Source organism: Pseudomonas rubra, from assembly GCF_028656935.1.
Classification (GTDB): Bacteria; Pseudomonadota; Gammaproteobacteria; order Pseudomonadales; family Pseudomonadaceae; genus Aquipseudomonas; species Aquipseudomonas rubra.
The window spans coordinates 18,860-35,873 of the sequence record NZ_JAMDGZ010000040.1; the positions used below are offsets into that span (position 1 = coordinate 18,860).

Annotated in this window: 15 protein-coding genes; 7 read left to right on the forward strand and 8 right to left on the reverse strand. The window is 61.5% G+C overall.

Annotated elements, in window-relative coordinates; translation table 11 throughout:
* The first annotated feature begins 35 nt into the window (after positions 1 to 35).
* From M5G17_RS17910 to M5G17_RS17930, 5 genes are read left to right on the forward strand one after another with little or no spacing between them, the layout of a single operon-like run.
* Positions 36 to 1,055, forward strand: a complete 1,020-nt coding sequence (locus M5G17_RS17910) for a DUF5924 family protein (RefSeq protein WP_273894258.1) — start codon at positions 36 to 38, stop codon at positions 1,053 to 1,055.
* A gap of 38 nt (positions 1,056 to 1,093) precedes the next feature.
* The gene (locus M5G17_RS17915; protein WP_273894259.1) at positions 1,094 to 2,239 is read left to right on the forward strand and encodes an ABC transporter permease; all 1,146 of its coding nucleotides are present in this window, start codon (positions 1,094 to 1,096) and stop codon (positions 2,237 to 2,239) included.
* Between the two features lie 23 nt (positions 2,240 to 2,262).
* Positions 2,263 to 3,033 carry an ABC transporter ATP-binding protein gene (locus M5G17_RS17920; protein WP_420793368.1) on the forward strand — a complete coding sequence of 257 codons (771 nt, stop codon included), beginning with the start codon at positions 2,263 to 2,265 and terminating at the stop codon, positions 3,031 to 3,033.
* Between the two features lies 1 nt (position 3,034).
* On the forward strand, positions 3,035 to 3,973 hold the full coding sequence (locus M5G17_RS17925) for an MlaD family protein (protein ID WP_273894261.1): 939 nt from the start codon (positions 3,035 to 3,037) through the stop codon (positions 3,971 to 3,973).
* Entirely contained in the window at positions 3,970 to 4,593 is a 624-nt protein-coding gene (locus tag M5G17_RS17930) for an ABC-type transport auxiliary lipoprotein family protein (RefSeq protein WP_273894262.1), read from the forward strand. Before M5G17_RS17925 ends, M5G17_RS17930 begins: the two co-directional genes overlap by 4 nt.
* On the opposite strand, the gene M5G17_RS17935 is transcribed toward M5G17_RS17930, so the two are convergent.
* From M5G17_RS17935 to M5G17_RS17955, 5 genes are all read right to left on the reverse strand, one after another.
* Positions 4,575 to 5,804 (reverse strand): nucleoside recognition domain-containing protein, encoded by a 1,230-nt coding sequence (locus tag M5G17_RS17935; protein ID WP_273894263.1) that lies wholly within the window; start codon positions 5,802 to 5,804, stop codon positions 4,575 to 4,577. The genes M5G17_RS17930 and M5G17_RS17935 overlap by 19 nt on opposite strands.
* 162 nt (positions 5,805 to 5,966) lie before the next feature.
* Entirely contained in the window at positions 5,967 to 7,298 is a 1,332-nt protein-coding gene (gltP, locus tag M5G17_RS17940; protein WP_273894264.1) for a glutamate/aspartate:proton symporter GltP, read from the reverse strand.
* A 747-nt stretch (positions 7,299 to 8,045) separates the two neighbouring features.
* A complete protein-coding gene (locus M5G17_RS17945) occupies positions 8,046 to 8,516 on the reverse strand; it encodes an inhibitor of vertebrate lysozyme family protein (protein ID WP_273894265.1) in 471 nt (156 codons plus the stop codon).
* Between the two features lie 2 nt (positions 8,517 to 8,518).
* Positions 8,519 to 8,683, reverse strand: coding sequence for a DUF1328 domain-containing protein (locus M5G17_RS17950; RefSeq protein WP_010222609.1), 165 nt, complete (start codon positions 8,681 to 8,683; stop codon positions 8,519 to 8,521).
* Between the two features lie 45 nt (positions 8,684 to 8,728).
* The gene (locus M5G17_RS17955) at positions 8,729 to 9,013 is read right to left on the reverse strand and encodes a hypothetical protein (RefSeq protein WP_273894266.1); all 285 of its coding nucleotides are present in this window, start codon (positions 9,011 to 9,013) and stop codon (positions 8,729 to 8,731) included.
* 311 nt (positions 9,014 to 9,324) lie between these two features.
* Here M5G17_RS17955 and algB point away from each other — a divergent pair, with 311 nt between their 5' ends.
* Positions 9,325 to 10,671, forward strand: a complete 1,347-nt coding sequence (gene algB / locus M5G17_RS17960) for a sigma-54-dependent response regulator transcription factor AlgB (protein ID WP_273894267.1) — start codon at positions 9,325 to 9,327, stop codon at positions 10,669 to 10,671.
* An 8-nt stretch (positions 10,672 to 10,679) separates the two neighbouring features.
* Positions 10,680 to 12,455, forward strand: coding sequence for a KinB sensor domain-containing domain (locus M5G17_RS17965; protein WP_273894299.1), 1,776 nt, complete (start codon positions 10,680 to 10,682; stop codon positions 12,453 to 12,455).
* A gap of 12 nt (positions 12,456 to 12,467) precedes the next feature.
* Here the strand turns inward: M5G17_RS17965 and M5G17_RS17970 are convergent, their stop codons facing one another.
* From M5G17_RS17970 to M5G17_RS17980, 3 genes are all read right to left on the reverse strand, one after another.
* The gene (locus M5G17_RS17970) at positions 12,468 to 14,087 is read right to left on the reverse strand and encodes an EAL domain-containing protein (RefSeq protein ID WP_273894268.1); all 1,620 of its coding nucleotides are present in this window, start codon (positions 14,085 to 14,087) and stop codon (positions 12,468 to 12,470) included.
* Positions 14,088 to 14,162: 75 nt separating this feature from the next.
* A complete protein-coding gene (locus M5G17_RS17975; RefSeq protein ID WP_273894269.1) occupies positions 14,163 to 14,939 on the reverse strand; it encodes an N-acetylmuramoyl-L-alanine amidase in 777 nt (258 codons plus the stop codon).
* Positions 14,940 to 14,999: 60 nt separating this feature from the next.
* Entirely contained in the window at positions 15,000 to 17,009 is a 2,010-nt protein-coding gene (locus M5G17_RS17980; RefSeq protein WP_273894270.1) for a GGDEF domain-containing protein, read from the reverse strand.
* Positions 17,010 to 17,014 lie beyond the last annotated feature (5 nt).

A 17,014-nucleotide genomic window follows, 5' to 3' on the forward strand; every position in this document is an offset into this window, starting at 1 on the left:
GTGCAGGTTTTTTACCTGACCTTGCGAACCCCTTCATGCCTCTTTACCTGCAGCGCCTGATCGAGCTGATCAAGCGCTACCCCGGGGTCATTGCCCTCGGTGGTTTCATCTCCGGTGTCGGCAGCTTCATCCTGGTCGATCGCCAGGAAAGCCTGGCCAGCTGGATTGCCATCGTCATGCTGATCAGCTGGATCTGGCTGATGATGGAAAACACTTTCACCAAGGTCTTTGCCAAGGTCTTCAAGCGCGAAATACCCCAGCCGCTGCTGCGCTACGCAACGCAGATGATCCACCAGGAAAGCCTGTTCTTCGTCCTGCCGTTCTTCTTTGTCACCACCACCTGGAACAGCGGCCAACTGGTGTTTACCGGCATCCTCGCCGCAGCCGGGCTGATCTCGATCACCGACCCGCTGTACTACAAGTGGCTGGCCCCACGGCGCTGGCTGTACCTGGCACTGCATACCCTGACCCTGTTCGCCGCGCTGCTGACCGCACTGCCGATCATCCTGCACCTGACCACTTCGCAGAGCTTCAAGCTGGCCCTGGGCATCGCCATGCTGCTGTCATTCCCGAGCCTGGCCAGCAGCTTTCCGATCAGCCACTGGCGTCGCGGCCTGGTGCTGGTGGTGATGACCCTGGCCGTCGGTGCCGGCGGCTGGATGCTGCGCTCCTGGGTACCGCCGGCAACCTTGTGGATGACGGAAGTGGCGGTCAGTACCCAGGTCGAGAATCGCACCCCGGGCAAAAGCCTGGAGCAGCTCAAAGCCAGTGAAATACGCGCTGGCCTCTATGCGTTTACTGCAATCAAAGCCCCACGCGGGTTGAACGAGCGGATCTACCACGTCTGGCAGTTCGAGGGTAAAGAGGTCGATCGCATCGCCCTGGACATTCATGGCGGGCGCAAGGAAGGCTACCGGGCCTGGACCCACAAGCAGAACTTCCCGGGCAACCCGGTCGGGCGCTGGCAGGTGCGGGTGCTGACAGAAGACGGTCAGGTGATCGGCGTGCTGCGCTTTAATGTGCTTGACGATGGTCAAGCAACCGCGCCCGAGTGAGGCTATGATCAGAGGCTGCGAACCGTTGGTCGGACTGCATGGAGCTTATGACAACACACGCCAGCGCAACCCTGGACACCGCAAGCAACCCGCCACGGTTGCGGATCAGCGGTGACTGGACCCTGGCCAACTACGCCGGCCTCAAGCGCGTCAGCGATAGCTTGGCCGGCCAGTACGATCCCTCCACCGAAGTCGACCTCGACCAGCTCGGCAAGCTCGACACCGCCGGTGCTGCGCTGCTGGTCGAGCTGTTGGGTGCCGAGCGCCTGGCACGCCTGACCGAAACCACCACGCACTTGCCCGCTGCCAGCCAGGCGCTGCTCAAGACCGTGTATTGCTCGGTACAAGACTTCTGCATCCCGCAAAAGCAGCCCGAGCGCTCGGTACTGATCCAACTGCTCAGCCGTATCGGCCGCGCGGTCGACACCCTGTGGCAAGACACCCTGCAGTTGCTCGGTTTTGTCGGCCTGATCCTGCAAACCCTGTTCCTGCGCCTGTTCCAGCCCAAGCGCTGGCGGGTCACCTCGGTTGTGGCGCATATCGAACAGACCGGCCTGGATGCCGCGCCCATCGTCGCCTTGCTGACCTTCCTGGTGGGCGCCGTTGTGGCCTTTCTCGGCGCCACGGTGCTGGCCAGCTTTGGTGCCAGCATCTTTACCGTCGACCTGGTGGCGTTCTCGTTCCTGCGTGAATTCGGCGTGCTGCTGACCGCGATTCTGATGGCCGGGCGCACCGCCAGTGCCTTTACTGCGCAAATCGGCTCGATGAAGGCCAATGAGGAAATCGACGCGATTCGTACCCTGGGCCTGGATCCGGTGGAGCTGCTGGTAGTGCCACGAGTGCTGGCGCTGCTGATCGCGCTGCCACTGCTGACCTTTGTCGCCATGCTCTGCGGCATCATCGGCGGGGCGGTGGTCTGCGCCTTGTCGCTGGATATTTCGCCGGCAATGTTCCTGTCGCTGCTGCACAGCGATATCGGCGTGCAGCACTTTCTGGTCGGCCTGGTCAAAGCACCGTTCTTCGCTTTTCTGATCGCCGCCATTGGCTGTCTGGAAGGCTTCAAGGTCAGCGGCAGCGCCGAATCAGTCGGCGCCCACACGACCTCAAGCGTAGTCCAGTCAATCTTCGTGGTGATCGTTCTCGATGCCATAGCAGCACTGTTTTTCATGGAGATGGGCTGGTGAAAAACACCCGTGACCGAGAGGCTGTGATCGAAGCCCGGGGCATCTGCAATCGCTTTGGCACCCAGAGCGTGCATGAGCAACTCGACCTGGACCTGTACCGCGGCGAAATCCTCGCCGTGGTCGGTGGCTCGGGCAGCGGCAAATCGGTGTTGCTGCGCAGCATCGTCGGCCTGCGTCGCCCCAACGAAGGCCAGGTGCGAGTATTCGGGCAAGACCTGAGTGTTGCCAGTGACGAGCAGCGTTCACTGGTCGAACGGCGTTTCGGTGTGCTGTTCCAGAAGGGCGCCTTGTTCTCGTCGCTGACCGTTACCGAGAACGTCGCCTTGCCCTTGATCGAGCACGCGGGCCTGAGCCGCTCCGATGCCGAGCACCTGGCCGGGGTCAAGCTGGCCCTGGCCGGGCTGCCGATTTCTGCTGCCGACAAATACCCCTCATCGTTGTCCGGCGGGATGATCAAGCGCGCCGCCCTGGCCCGGGCGCTGGCCCTGGATCCGGACATACTCTTTCTCGACGAACCCACCGCCGGCCTCGATCCGATCGGCGCCGCAGCCTTCGATCAGTTGATCCTGACCCTGCGCGACGCCCTGGGCCTGAGCGTGTTCCTGATCACCCACGACCTGGACACGCTCTACACCATTACCGACCGCGTCGCCGTGCTGTCGCAGAAAAAAGTGTTGGTAGCCGGGCCTATCGCCCAGGTCGAAGACACCGACGACGCCTGGATTCACGACTACTTTCATGGCCCGCGTGGCCGCGCGGCGTACCAGGCCGCTACAGCGCCCAAGGAGCTCTGAGATGGAAACCCGTGCACATCATGTGCTGATCGGCCTGGTCACCGTCGTGGTGGTGGCTGGCGCCATGCTGTTCGGCCTGTGGCTGACCAAGTCCAGCGTCGACAGCACCTTCAAGGACTACCAGGTGGTGTTCAACGAGGCCGTGTCGGGCCTTTCGCGCGGCAGCTCGGTGCAGTACAGCGGGATCAAGGTCGGCGACGTCACCAGCCTGCGCCTGGACCCCAGTGACCCGCGCCGGGTGCTGGCCCAGGTGCGCCTGAGCGCTGATACCCCGGTCAAGGAAGACACTCAGGCCAAGCTGACCCTGACCGGCATTACCGGCACCTCGTTCATCCAGCTCAGCGGCGGCACACCACAAAGCCCGGAGCTCAAGGGCAAGGACGGCGAGCTGCCGGTGACTGTCGCGTCACCGTCACCGATTGCCCGCCTGCTGGACGACGGCAGCGACCTGATGGGCAACATCAATGCCCTGGTGCACAACGCCAATCTACTGTTCTCCCAGGACAACGTCGCCCGCTTGAGCAATACCCTGAGCAACCTCGAACAGACTACCGGCGCCTTCAACGACCAGCGCGGTGACATCCGCGAAGCCATCCAGCAACTGGCCCAGGTCGGCAAACAGGCCGGTGACATGCTCGAACAGACCAGCGCCTTGATGCGCAATGCCAACGGCCTGCTCAACAGCCAGGGCAAGCAGATGTTCGGCAGTGCCGAACAAGCCATGCAATCCTTGGCGCAAAGCACCGAGACCATCAACAAGCTGCTCAACGACAACCGTGAAGCCATCGACGGTGGCGCCCAGGGTTTCAATCAGCTGGCACCGGCAATACGTGAGCTGCGCGATACCCTGACCTCGCTCAAGGGCATCTCCCAGCGCCTGGAAGCCAACCCCAGCGGCTACCTGCTGGGCCGTGACAAAAACAAGGAGTTCGAGCCATGAAGCGCACCTGCCGCTACCTTGCCCTGGCCGCCGCACTGAGCCTGGGCAGCGCCTGCTCGATTCTGCCCCAGGCCGAGCCCGCCGACGTCTACCGCCTGCCTTCGGCGCAGATCACCCGCAGCGTGACGCAAAGCAACCCGTGGTCGCTGCGGATCAACAAACCAATCGCCAGTGATGCCCTGAGCAGCCCGCGCATCGCTGTGGTGCCGCAAGGCAACCTGATCAGCAGCTACAAGGGTGCACGCTGGAGCGACCCGACGCCGACGCTGCTGCGCAACCGCATGCTCGATGCCTTCCAGCGTGACGGCCGGGTACAGCACCTTAGCGCTGACGACAGCAACCTGCAAAGTGACTATGAAATTGCCGGAGAACTACAGGCTTTCCAGAGCGAGTACAGCGCCGACGGCCTGGCCGTGGTGATCCGCTACGACGCCCGCCTGGTGCAGGGCCGCACCCAGCGCATTGTCGCCAGCCAGCGCTTCGAGGTGCGCCAGCCACTGGGCGACAAGCAAGTTGCCGCAGTGGTCAGCGGCTTCGGTGCGGCCAGCGACCAGTTGATGAACCAACTGGTCGACTGGACAGTGAGCCAGGCTACTCTGCTTCAGGCGAAGAACCAGTAGCAGACAAAGATCGCCGCAATCACCCCGGCCAGTTCCGCCAGCAGGGCACAGCCCACTGCGTGCCGGGCGCGCTGGATACCGACGGCGCCGAAGTACACCGCCAGCACATAGAAGGTGGTTTCGGTGCTGCCCTGGATAGTGGCCGCCACCAGCGCCGGGAAGCTGTCCACCCCATGAGTCTGCATGGTTTCGATCAACATCGCCCGCGCCGCACTGCCGGAAAACGGCTTGACCAGCGCCGTGGGCAGGCCTTCGACAAAACGGGTGTCCCAACCCAGCCACTCGACCACATGACGGATGCCATCCAGGGCCAGCTCAAGGGCCCCTGAGGCGCGCAGCACGCCGACCGCGCACAACATGGCAACCAGGTAGGGCAACAGGCTCTTGGCGACGTCAAAGCCCTCCTTGGCGCCTTCCACGAAGGTTTCATAGACCTTCACCCGCTTCAGCGCGCCGATCACCAGGAACAGGATGATCAGACCGAACAGGGTCAGGTTGCCAAGAATCGACGAAAGGCTCGCCAGCGCGGTGGCCGACAGGGTGGCGAGGAACGCCATGAAACCGCCCAGCAACAGGGCGCCGGGGATCAGGTAAGCCAGCACCACCGGGTCCCACAGCCGCAGACGCTGCATGACCGCCACCGACAGCAGGCCGACCAGGGTCGAGGCACTGGTGGCGAGCAGGATCGGCAGGAACACCAGAGTCGGGTCCATCGCCCCTTGCTGGGCGCGGTACATGAAGATGGTCACCGGCAACAAGGTCAGCGACGAGGCATTGAGCACCAGGAACAGGATCTGTGCGTTGCTGGCGGTAGTCGAGCTGGGGTTGAGCTCCTGCAGCGCGCGCATGGCCTTGAGGCCGATAGGCGTGGCAGCGTTGTCCAGGCCAAGGCCGTTGGCGGCGAAGTTGAGGGTGATCAGGCCCAGGGCCGGGTGGCCGGGTGGGACTTCCGGCATCAGGCGGGCGAACAGCGGGCCGAGCACCTTGGCCAGCCAGTCGACGACACCGGCCTTTTCAGCAATCTTCAGAAAGCCCAGCCACAGGGTCAGGGTGCCGAACAGCAGGACCATGACCTCGACCGACAGCTTGGCCATGGCAAAGATGCTCTCGACCATTGCCGCGAAGATCCCGGCGTTACCGCCCACCAGCCATTGGGCCATGGCCGAGATGGCCGCGACAATGAAAAAACCAAGCCAAAGGCCGTTGAGCATCCGTTGTTCCCCCACAAAGTTGCGACAAATGATAGCGGGGCGGGTTGGTTTCGCGCCATAAACCTTGTGCCCCATCGCGGGTCAAGCCCGCTCCTACAGTGTGGGAGCGGGCCAACAAAAAAGCCCCGACCAGGTCGGGGCTCTTTCACACAGGCAGCCTAATCAGTCGTTGGCAGGGTTGCCAGCCGGTACGGCTTCCTTGCTGCGCCAGTGCGGCAGCGAGTTCCAGTAGCGCTGACCTTTGGCATCGTCGTACATGCCTTCCCAACGCGCGATAACCAGTACTGCCAGGGCGTTGCCGATCACGTTGAGTGCGGTACGGGCCATGTCCATGACGCGGTCGACACCAGCGATAAAGGCCAGGCCTTCCAGCGGGATGCCAACACTGCCCAGGGTAGCCAGCAGGACCACGAAGGAAACACCTGGAACACCGGCGATGCCTTTGGAGGTGACCATCAGGGTCAGGACCAGCAGCAGCTGCTGGCTCCACGACAGGTCGATGCCGTACAGCTGGGCGATGAAGATTGCTGCAATGCTCTGGTACAGGGTCGAACCGTCAAGGTTGAACGAGTAGCCGGTCGGGACCACGAAGCTGCAGATGGCTTTCGGCGCGCCGTAGGCTTCCATCTTCTCGATCACGCGCGGCAGAACGGTTTCGGAGCTGGCGGTGGAGTAGGCCAGTACCAGTTCGTCCTTGAAGATGCGCATCAGCTTGATCACCGAGAAGCCGAACAGGCGGGCAATCAGGCCAAGCACCATGAAGGCGAAGAAGGCGATGGCGAAGTACACCAGCAGCACCAGCTTGGCCAACGGCAGCAGCGAGGCGAAGCCGAAGTTGGCGACGGTCACGGCGATCAGCGCGAACACACCGATTGGCGCGTAATTCATGATCATGTGAGTGACCTTGAACATGGCTTCGGAAACGCCCTGGAAGGTTTTCACCAGAGGATCGCGGATGTCTGCCTGCAGGCTCGACAGGCCCAGGCCGAACAGAACCGAGAAGAAGATGATCGGCAGCATCTCACCGCGCATCAGCGCTGCGAAGATGTTCGACGGGATCAGGTTGAGAATGGTCTCGATGAACGCATGCTCGTGCTGAACTTCGGCCGCCGTGGCCTGATACTTGGAAATATCGACGGTACCCAGGGTGCTCATGTCGATGCCGGCGCCCGGGTGGAACAAGTTGGCCAGAACCAGGCCGACGACGATGGCGATGGTGGTCACCACCTCGAAGTAAATAATGGTCTTAAGGCCGATACTGCCGAGTTTTTTCGCATCGCCAACCCCGGCGATACCCACGATCAGTGACGAAATCACGATCGGGATGACGATCATCTTGATCAGGCGAATGAAGATGTCACCAGCAGGTTGCAGGACGTTGCTGATCCACCATGCCTTTTCTGCACTGAAATGGTTCAGTAAAGCGCCAATTGCAATCCCCAGTACCAGACCGATGAGGATCTGCCAGGCGAGGCTTAGCTTTGCCTTCTTCATGTCGTTACCTTTTCTTCAGGTGGAAACGGCCACCAGGCTGATAACCGCGATCCAGAGCTATTGCCAGCCATCCGTATCATATTTTGTTATCTGCCGATGACATCGTAAAAGGTCACCGCAAGCGAGCGTAGGAACGCTCAGGCCAGCGAAAAAAGGCGCAACTATTCCCACGCAGGGGGGCTCCGTCTAATGCCGTAAACGACTACCCCATGCCGAATCGGCATGAGGTTTATCGGCCAAAACGTACGTCACAATGGGTTATTCGCTTACCGTTCGGAAATCCGACGATGGCCAAAGCGCCATAATCCGGCAGATATAGAGGTATCCAGGTGCGTGACCAAAGCCTTTGTTCGACAATCCGAATGCATGAAATCGCTTCGGCTTTGGTAGGGCGGCGGGGCGAAAAAATATCGATGTACGGTCGGGCAGAAATATGCGTCGACAGCTTCTGTAGGAAAAAGGAATTTACTGCGGGGTAAAGGCAATTGTCTCTAAGCGCGCTACGGAAGTCCGGTCAGGCATCACCGCCTGACGGTGGTTGCCTGACCTGGAACTTCCGCGACCGCTTCACCTGACCCGGCCCTCATCGGAGGCACTCCCTGTACCCCTAGGCCCCTCCGATCCTGAAACAATCAGAGCAGCCCGGCCCCTTGATCATGCGCCTGCCTTCCTCGGGTGGCGCAGCATAGAAGCCTGAAAGGGGAAAAGGTTCAGCTTCTATATATGTACTGAAGCGCGAGCAACACCTCAGTACCAGTTTGGATCACGCTTGAGTTGCTCTTTTAGCAGGGCTTGCATGCCTTCGTCCGGCTTGCCCAGCCAGCGGTAGTCAGCGTGGCGTGTGGGCGATTTATCGGACGGCAGACCTTCGGGCACTTCGATCAACATCCCGTAGGCTTCGTCCTTGTCCCAGCTGAAAGCAACGATCAGACGCTTGTTCAGGCATTTCTGCTCGGACTCGCACAGTGGCCCGACCAGATACTTGTCGCCATCCTCCTCAACTGCCGACATCTGTTGCTCGGCAGTCCCACTCAGGTTGAGGACCCATTCAGGCAAGCGCTCCTCATCTTTCACCACGTCTTGCCAGGTTTCCCGGTATTCAGGGTCCGAGCCAAGAATCTGGTTGGCCCGGACCTGGCCGTCATTGGCCGCCATTGCCACTGCGCTGCCGCCCATCATCAGGGCGACAACCAGGGCTCTGCCTAGCGTTGTGCTCATGTTCAACCCCTACCGCGGCGACCGAAGAAGAAGGACACCACAAATAGCACCAGGAAGATGATGAACAGAATCTTCGCGATACCGGTAGCGGCGCCGGCGATACCACCGAAGCCCAGCACGGCAGCAACAATGGCGATAATCAGGAAGGTGATGGCCCAACTCAACATGGTGATTCTCCTTGCTGTTTTTGGAAGAAGTCTTTGGACGCTCGCTTAGAACACCCAACGATCACGTGGTGCAGCAGCGTCAACCACGGCCGGGGTAGTGACAGGCGTTGCCTGCAAGACCCTGACAGGCAGGGGAGCAACCGAGCGTTGAACCTGAACCTGAGCCACCTGCGCAGCCTGGGCCGCCAGTAGATCGGCGCTACGCGCCGCCTCCCAACTGCTGTAGAGCTGCCCGGCAATCAGGGTCAGCAGTAGCGCCATACTGAAAAACAGGCCCTGGCGCAGTTGAAGCGAAGTAACCTGCATTAGGGTGGCGGATTTACGGTTCATGCCGTGCTCCTCCTGCTGCGTTTATTGTTGACTTGATGTAGTCATTGCAGCAGGCATGCCAGCCTCAAAAACAATTTTTATCTTTAAAAATCAGATAGATAAGAAAACAGCTCAAGCCACCCTGAAACGTATCCTGCACGATTGGACTTAGGCGTTCGTGCGTTTTGCATGATCAGCCCTGTGGATAACTTCGACGGATAAGTAACAGGCAAGCGACTACCCTGCAGGCAACGGAATGAATCAGAATGAGCCATGCAACTTGCACGATTTTTCCGACACTAACCTAGATCTTTCTAAAAGGAGCGTAGGAAATGGAGTCAGCCCAGGAGCATCAAGGCCGTATTCTGCTGGTCGACGATGAGTCCGCCATCCTGCGAACCTTCCGTTACTGCCTCGAAGATGAAGGCTACAGCGTTGCCACCGCCAACAGCGCGGCGCAAGCCGAAACCCTGTTGCAGCGGCAAGTCTTCGACCTGTGTTTCCTCGACCTGCGCCTGGGTGAGGACAATGGTCTGGATGTGCTGGCGCAAATGCGCATCCAGGCACCGTGGATGCGTGTGGTGATAGTCACCGCGCATTCGGCCGTCGACACAGCGGTTGATGCGATTCAGGCCGGCGCCGCCGATTACCTGGTCAAGCCCTGCAGCCCGGACCAACTGCGCCTGGCAACCGCCAAGCAACTGGAAGTCCGCCAGCTGTCGGCGCGCCTGGAAGCGCTGGAAGGTGAAGTACGCAAACCCAAGGACGGCCTCGACTCGCACAGCCCGGCCATGATGGTGGTGCTGGAAACCGCCCGTCAGGTGGCCACCACCGACGCCAACATCCTCATTCTCGGAGAGTCCGGTACCGGTAAAGGCGAGCTGGCCCGCGCAATTCACGGTTGGAGCAAACGTGCGCGCAAAGCCTGCGTGACCATCAACTGCCCGTCGCTAACCGCCGAATTGATGGAAAGCGAACTGTTTGGCCACAGCCGCGGTGCCTTTACTGGCGCCAGCGAAAACACCCTGGGCCGGGTCAACCAGGCGGACGGTGGGACCTTGTTCCTCGACGAGATCGGCGATTTTCCGCTGACCCTGCAACCCAAGCTGCTGCGCTTCATTCAGGACAAGGAATACGAACGCGTCGGCGACCCGGTGACCCGCCGCGCCGACGTGCGGATTCTGGCCGCGACCAACCTCAACCTCGAAGACATGGTCCGCGAAGGCCGCTTCCGTGAAGACCTGCTGTACCGTCTTAACGTCATCACCCTGCACCTGCCGCCATTGCGCGAGCGCAGCGAAGACATCCTAACCCTGGCCGATCGCTTCCTCGCCCGCTTCGTCAAGGAGTACTCCCGCCCGGCCCGCGCGTTCAGCGACGAGGCCCGCGCCGCACTGCTCAACTACCGCTGGCCGGGCAATATTCGCGAACTGCGCAACGTGGTCGAGCGGGCGAGCATCATCTGTGCCCAGGAGCGCGTCGAAATCAGCCATCTGGGCATGGCCGAACAACCGGCCAGCAATGCCCCGCGCATTGGCGCAGCGCTGAGCCTGGATGAACTGGAGCGGGCGCACATCGGCGCAGTCCTGGCCACCAGCGAAACCCTCGACCAGGCAGCCAAGACCCTCGGTATCGATGCCTCGACCCTGTACCGCAAACGCAAGCAGTACAACCTGTGAAACTGGCGATGAAGCTGCGCACACGGCTTTTCCTCAGCATCTCGGCGCTGATCACCGTGGCGCTGCTGGGCTTGTTGCTGGGCCTGGTCAGCGTGCTGCAAATGGCCAGCTCACAGCAGGCACTGGTGCGCGATAACTCGATGACCCTTGAGCTGGGCCTGAAGCTGCGCCAGAACCTGGGCGAGCAACTGACCCTGCTACTGGGCGACTCCGCAGATAAACCCGCCCTGGAGCACTTGCAAAGGCAATTCCAGCAATTGCTGGACGAAGGCATCAACCATGATGACGACAGCCCTGGCGACCAGGGGTTTGCCAAAGCCAACGTCGATTACCAGGCATTCCTGCAGGCCTACCGCAGCAGCCGCACACCGTCGAAAAGCCTGGGCGCCGAGCAGCCGTTGGGCCACGCCTTCAATCTATTGCGGGGTGATCTGGTCGAGTCGCACAAACGCGCCCTGCAGCACATCAACGAAAGCGAACAAAAAGCCCATGACCGTGCCCTGCTGATTGGCGGCTTGCTGGGCCTGGTTGGCCTGAGCGTTTTGATTCTCGGCTTCGTCACCGCCCATGGCATTGCCCGCCGGGTCGGCCAACCGATCGAAGCACTGGCCAAGGCCGCCGACCAGATCGGCCAGGGCAATTTCGACGTCACCTTGCCGGTGTCCCATGCCCTGGAGCTGAACCAGCTGACCCGCCGTTTTGGCCTGATGGCCGAAGCCTTGCGCAAACATCAGGCGACCAACATCGATGAAGTACTGGCCGGCCAGCAACGCTTGCAAGCGGTGCTCGACAGTATCGACGACGGCTTGCTGATAATCGATCGCCAGGGCCACCTGGAGCACCTCAACCCGGTCGCCCAACGCCAGTTGGGCTGGGAGGATGCGCGCCTGGGCACCGGTCTGGGCGATGCCTTGCAACGCCCGGAGCTGGACGAGCAACTGCGCCTGGTGTTGCGCGGCGGCACCCTGGAGCGGGTGCCCGACGATCTCAGGCTGGAAATAGATGAAGAAATCAGGCTGCTTTCCTATAGCCTGACACCGGTCTGTCACCCACAAGGGCAGATCCTCGGTGCGGTAATGGTGCTACACGATGTCACTGAGCAACGCGCATTCGAGCGGGTACGCAGCGAGTTCGTCCTGCGCGCTTCCCATGAGCTGCGCACCCCCGTGACCGGTATGCACATGGCCTTCGGTCTGCTACGTGAGCGTTTGAGCGTTGCCCCGGGCTCACGCGAAGCCGACCTGTGCGAGACCATCGGCGAAGAAATGCAGCGCTTGACCCAGTTGATCAATGACCTGCTGAACTTTTCCCGCTACCAGAACGGCCTGCAAAAACTCGAGCTCACCCCCTGTGCCATCGACGAACTGCTGGACCGTGCTTGCGAACGTTTTGCCGCCACGGCCAACAACAAGCAGATCGAGCTGCAGGTAGAGCTCGCAGCACCGCTGCCACGCATCCAGGCGGACCCGGCGCAACTAGACCGGGTCTTGGACAATCTGCTGGACAACGCCGTGCGTCATACGCCACCTGCCGGACGTATCCGTTTGCATGCACGCCGCCATGCCGAGCGGGTGATTATCAGCATCGAAGACAACGGTGAGGGTATCGCTTACGGCCAACAGGGTCGGATCTTCGAGCCTTTCGTTCAGGTCGGACGCAAAAAAGGCGGGGCCGGCCTTGGCCTGGCACTGTGCAAAGAGATCGTGCAGTTGCATGGCGGGCGCATGGGCGTGTATTCGCGGCCCGGCCAGGGCACGCAGTTCTACATGGCCCTACCGGTCTGAAACAGCTACCGCTCAGGCCTCGTCGTCGATGCGGCGAGGGCCCAGGCGCCGACCGCGGGTGATCAGCTCGATGAATTGCCGAGCGTTGAGTGGATGAGCAAACAGCCAGCCCTGGCCATAGTTGACCCCTTCGCTGTTCAGTAGCAGGGCCTGGTCTTCATACTCGATGCCTTCGGCAATCACCCGCAACTGCAGGGCGTGGGCCATGCGAATGATGTGCGGCGCCACGCCGCTGCTGGCCGCGTCATGGCCCAGGGCATCGATAAAGGCCTTGTCGATTTTCAGGCAATCGACCGGCAGGGTTTGCAGGTAGGCAAGGCTGCAATAGCCGGTGCCGAAATCATCGATCAGCACCTGGTGCCCGACGGCGCGCAAGGCTTGCAGGTTATCGCGCGCCACCACCACATCGATCAGCCCGCGCTCGGTGACCTCGAAGGCGATCTGGCTCGCCGCCACATGGTGCAAGGCCAGCAGGCGCGCCGCCACCCGGCCGATCCTGGGCACCATCACATCGCAAGCGGCAAGGTTCACCGAGATGTACAACTGGCGATTGGCGCGCAGTAGCTGGCCCAACTGCTCCAGCACCCGCTGCAGGACGAAATCGGTGATCTGGCGAATCTGTCCGGTGTTTTCCGCCAGCGGGATGAACAGCTCCGGGCTGGTCAGCGTGCCATCCGAGCGACGCCAGCGCACCAGGGCTTCGGCGCCTACACAGCGGCGGCTGGTGAGTTCGAAAATCGGCTGGTAGAGCACCTGCAGCTCACCACGGCGCAGCGCCCCCTGAAGCTCTGAACTCATCGAGCGACGTTGGCGGATCAACTGCAATACCAGCCAACCTATGCACCAGGCCAATACCAGACTGCCCGGGAACAGCAGCCAGAGAATCCCGTTCATCTTCAGCGGCAGGCTGGCCCGCGGCGCGATCAGCACCAATTGATAGTCCGGTGACTTGGTCGGCATGCGGTAAATCAGCCGATCAGGCAACTCCAGCAGCGAGCCACTGGAGGCGGGTGGCCAATCGGCGGACGGCGGCCACACCTGCGGCGGGCCGAGTACCGGTACCGCCCGCGTGCCGTTGTCGAGCACCACCAGCAGGCTGCCTTCGGGCGGCAGGTCAACCACGTCGGTTATATGCCCACGGGAGGTGGCAACCAGAAACTTGCCACGCCCAAGCATCAGCGCCGCCAGGTTGTCATCGGGCTCGGTGGTTGTGTTGAGCCAGTAGCTGTAGGTCGGCCCCTGGATATCGGCAGGGCGTAACGGGTTGATGGTGCGCTCGCCCACCCGGTTGGAACAGGCGATGTTGCCATCGACGTAAGCGGCCTCATAAACAAAGCGGTAGCGGAATGCGACCTGTTGCAAGGCCGTCATCATGCTGGCATCGCAACCTCGCACGGGTTGCGCCTGAAGTTCGTCGACGCCTTCACGCAGTTGGCCGAAGATCTGCTCGAGGCGGGCGAGAAAACGCTCGCCCTTGGCGTTCATCTGCTCGATTTCGCTTTGCTGCATTTGATGCATCGCCACGCCAACACTGGCCATGAGCAACAGGATCGCGCTGGCCATAGCCGCGAGTGTGGCCAATAACCAGGGACGATAGAGCAAGTGGCGCAGCACGGAGAGGGCAGCTGACATCAAGAATTATCCCGTTGAATACCAAGAGGTATAGCAACTGCCACTCAAGTCAGCCTGCCCGTTGGGCGGTGCAGGTCAACGACGGTTGTTGAGTACCTGCAACATGGCAGCGGTCTGGGCATCTGCAACCCCATCAAAACGCTGGGGGCGAAAGCGCATCTGGAAAGCGGCCAGCACATGTTTGGTGCTGACATCGTACTCACCGGTCTGCTCGATGGCGTAGCCAAAACGCTTCAACTGCTGCTGATACCAGGCGATGCTCGGAGGATTGACGCTGAAGTACGCTTGCTGCCGGGCCACGGCCTGAGCATTCGGCCAGACCCCGAGCCCCTCGTCCGCCAGGCGCTTCCACGGGAACATCGGCCCCGGGTCGAGTTTGCGCAGCGGTGCGATGTCGCTGTGACCGATGATATAGCGCGGCTGGATGTGGTTGCGCTTGACGATGTCCTTGAGCAGGACGATCAGTGCCTGGATCTGCGCCTCGGTGTAGGGATGCCAGACCCGCCCGGTAGGCGTGTCGGTAAAACCTGGGTTGACGATCTCGATGCCAATGGAGGTGGAGTTGAGCCAGGTACGCCCATCCCACTGGCTGTCACCGGCATGCCAGGCGCGGCGGCTTTCATCGACCAGTTGATAGACCGTCGCCGGCGAGTCGCCGATCAGGTAATGGCTGCTGACCTCACCATGGGTCAGCAAGGCCAGTGAACGCTCCAGCGAGGCGTTGGTGTAATGCAAGACGACGAACTGGATCCGCTCGTCCTGATTGGCAGAAGTGTGGCTGCGGTCGATCCGCAAGCCAGTGGCGCAACCTGCCAGCGTCAGCAGCAGGAGCGCAGTGAAAAACGCTTTCATGGAGGGCACTGTGATGAGAGTCTGCAAAGCGTAAGCTTAACGTATCCTCGCCAATGCCACTCAGCCCTGTTCGACGCGATTTCGACCAAGATGTTTCGCCCGGTACAGCGCCTCGTCTGCCCGCTTGAGCACCGCTTCGCTGCGCTCACCGCTGCGAAATGCACTGATGCCGATGGACAGGGTGATGGTCACCCGCTCGCCCTTGAAATGGAACGGGCAGGCTTCGATGGCTGCACGCAGGGTTTCTGCCAGCTGGCAGCCGGCGGGCAGCGAAGTTTGCGGGATCAGCAGGACGAACTCCTCGCCACCAAAGCGGGCAATGAAGTCTCGGCTACGCAGACGCTTGCGCAGCACACTGGCTACGATCTTCAACACCTTGTCACCGGCCAGGTGGCCATAGCCGTCGTTGATACGCTTGAAATGGTCAAGGTCGAGGATCGCCATCAACAGATGACCGCCGTTTTCCTGCCACTCCAGTACTTCCTGATCGACCCGTTCCGACCAGGCGGCACGATTGGGCAGGCCGGTGAGGGGGTCGATCAGGGCCTTTTGCCGCTGCTCCTCAAGGTGCTCACGGTAGCCCAGGGCTTCCTGCTCCATGCTCGCCACCCGCTCGGCCAAGCCTTGCAGACGGTTAGCCATGTCCTGCTCACGCTGATCACGCTGCTGCTGGTGCTCATCCATGGTGCCGAGCAAGCCTTCGAGGCGGTTCTCGAGGATATTCTTGAGGCTGCCCAGGTCGGCAGCACCCTGCACACTGCTTTGCAGGCTGTCGACGTGCTCACGCAACTGACTGTCGAGGTCGCGTGCCGCCGAGGTGTTGTCTGCGTGGCCTTCGCTAGCTTCATGCAAGTGGCTCTGGAACGACTCCAGACGCTCGTTGAGTTGCTGCAGGTAAGCTTCGAACTCGTGCTGGCCACTGTCGTTGATCGCCAGCATCAGCACTGCCAGGTCATCGAGGACCGGCAACAGTTCGTACCAGTTCAGACCGTGCTCCAGGCGTTCGCGCATGGACTGCGCCTGAGCCTTGTGGCGCTCGGGCAGGGTCAGGTCGTCAAGCAGGCCCAGCAGGGTGTCTTCAATATGCGCAGCCACCGAGCTGTAGGTTGGCTCGGTCCCGTCCGGCAGGGCGTAATGGGCTTCTTCATCGTCCTGCGCAGCGATTTCAGACGACTCGGTCGCAGGATCGTCCGGACTGTGTTCGAGTAAGGCCAGGACAGCCTGCTCGGCGTCCTCGGGTGGCGACTCGGGTGCGGCTTCAGGCTGCGGTTGTTGTGGCTCTGGCTCCGGCTCGACGGGCAACTCGATACGTATCTCGGGCGCCGACGTAGGGGCGGGCTGTGCAGCTTCGCCTTCTATCTCGGCAGGCTCAAGGGGCTCGATGAGCCGCTCCTGAGCCACCGGCAATGACTGCAGCTCATCGACATCGACAGTCTCCAAGGGCACCGGCTCAGCATGAACTTGAGCCAGCTGCGCAGGCTTCTCACGGAGCTCAGGCACCGTTGCCGGGCCAGCGAGGGCCGGCTGCAAGGCTTCGGTTTCCGCTTCACGGTTGCCGAACAGGCGCTGCAACAAGCCCGGACGTTGCGCCTCTTCAGGCTGCTCCAGCGCCGACAGCGCCTGCCCCTGCAAGCCACTCAACTCACCCAGCAGCAGGGGCACTTCCCTGGATTGACTGGCCCGGGCCTCGACCTGCTTGGCGAACTTTTTCAGCGGCCGGCTGACTTCGCTGGGCAAGGGCAGGGCCTGTAGCTGGGTGACCAACGAGGTGAGCGCAGTACTGACTTGGGCGATGCGGGTTTCTCGACGCTGCTCGGAGTCGAGCACAGCCTTTTCCAGGCGCGGAATCAGGCCGGCGAGGGCGGCGTCCATATTGTCGGTGCGGATAACCTCGCGCATTTCCTTCATGCACTGGTCCACCGCCCGATCGCTGCCTTCAGCGGCCAGCGTGCTGCGCACCAGACCGCGGCGCAACAGGTCGAGGCGAGCCTCCCAACGGCGCTCGAGCTTCTCTTGCTGTTCGATACTCTTGAGGTATTTTTCTTTCCAGCGCTGGGCTTCGTCGGTCATGCCTG

What these genes read in the sequence shown, in the direction of transcription:
- M5G17_RS17910 (WP_273894258.1), top strand. Translation starts at nt 36, where the DNA reads ATGCCTCTTTACCTGCAGCGCCTGATCGAGCTGATCAAGCGCTACCCC.
- M5G17_RS17915 (WP_273894259.1), top strand. Translation starts at nt 1,094, where the DNA reads ATGGAGCTTATGACAACACACGCCAGCGCAACCCTGGACACCGCAAGC.
- M5G17_RS17925 (WP_273894261.1), top strand. Translation starts at nt 3,035, where the DNA reads ATGGAAACCCGTGCACATCATGTGCTGATCGGCCTGGTCACCGTCGTG.
- M5G17_RS17930 (WP_273894262.1), top strand. Translation starts at nt 3,970, where the DNA reads ATGAAGCGCACCTGCCGCTACCTTGCCCTGGCCGCCGCACTGAGCCTG.
- M5G17_RS17935 (WP_273894263.1), bottom strand. Translation starts at nt 5,804, where the DNA reads ATGCTCAACGGCCTTTGGCTTGGTTTTTTCATTGTCGCGGCCATCTCG.
- gltP (WP_273894264.1), bottom strand. Translation starts at nt 7,298, where the DNA reads ATGAAGAAGGCAAAGCTAAGCCTCGCCTGGCAGATCCTCATCGGTCTG.
- M5G17_RS17945 (WP_273894265.1), bottom strand. Translation starts at nt 8,516, where the DNA reads ATGAGCACAACGCTAGGCAGAGCCCTGGTTGTCGCCCTGATGATGGGC.
- M5G17_RS17950 (WP_010222609.1), bottom strand. Translation starts at nt 8,683, where the DNA reads ATGTTGAGTTGGGCCATCACCTTCCTGATTATCGCCATTGTTGCTGCC.
- M5G17_RS17955 (WP_273894266.1), bottom strand. Translation starts at nt 9,013, where the DNA reads ATGAACCGTAAATCCGCCACCCTAATGCAGGTTACTTCGCTTCAACTG.
- algB (WP_273894267.1), top strand. Translation starts at nt 9,325, where the DNA reads ATGGAGTCAGCCCAGGAGCATCAAGGCCGTATTCTGCTGGTCGACGAT.
- M5G17_RS17965 (WP_273894299.1), top strand. Translation starts at nt 10,680, where the DNA reads ATGAAGCTGCGCACACGGCTTTTCCTCAGCATCTCGGCGCTGATCACC.
- M5G17_RS17970 (WP_273894268.1), bottom strand. Translation starts at nt 14,087, where the DNA reads ATGTCAGCTGCCCTCTCCGTGCTGCGCCACTTGCTCTATCGTCCCTGG.
- M5G17_RS17975 (WP_273894269.1), bottom strand. Translation starts at nt 14,939, where the DNA reads ATGAAAGCGTTTTTCACTGCGCTCCTGCTGCTGACGCTGGCAGGTTGC.
- M5G17_RS17980 (WP_273894270.1), bottom strand. Translation starts at nt 17,009, where the DNA reads ATGACCGACGAAGCCCAGCGCTGGAAAGAAAAATACCTCAAGAGTATC.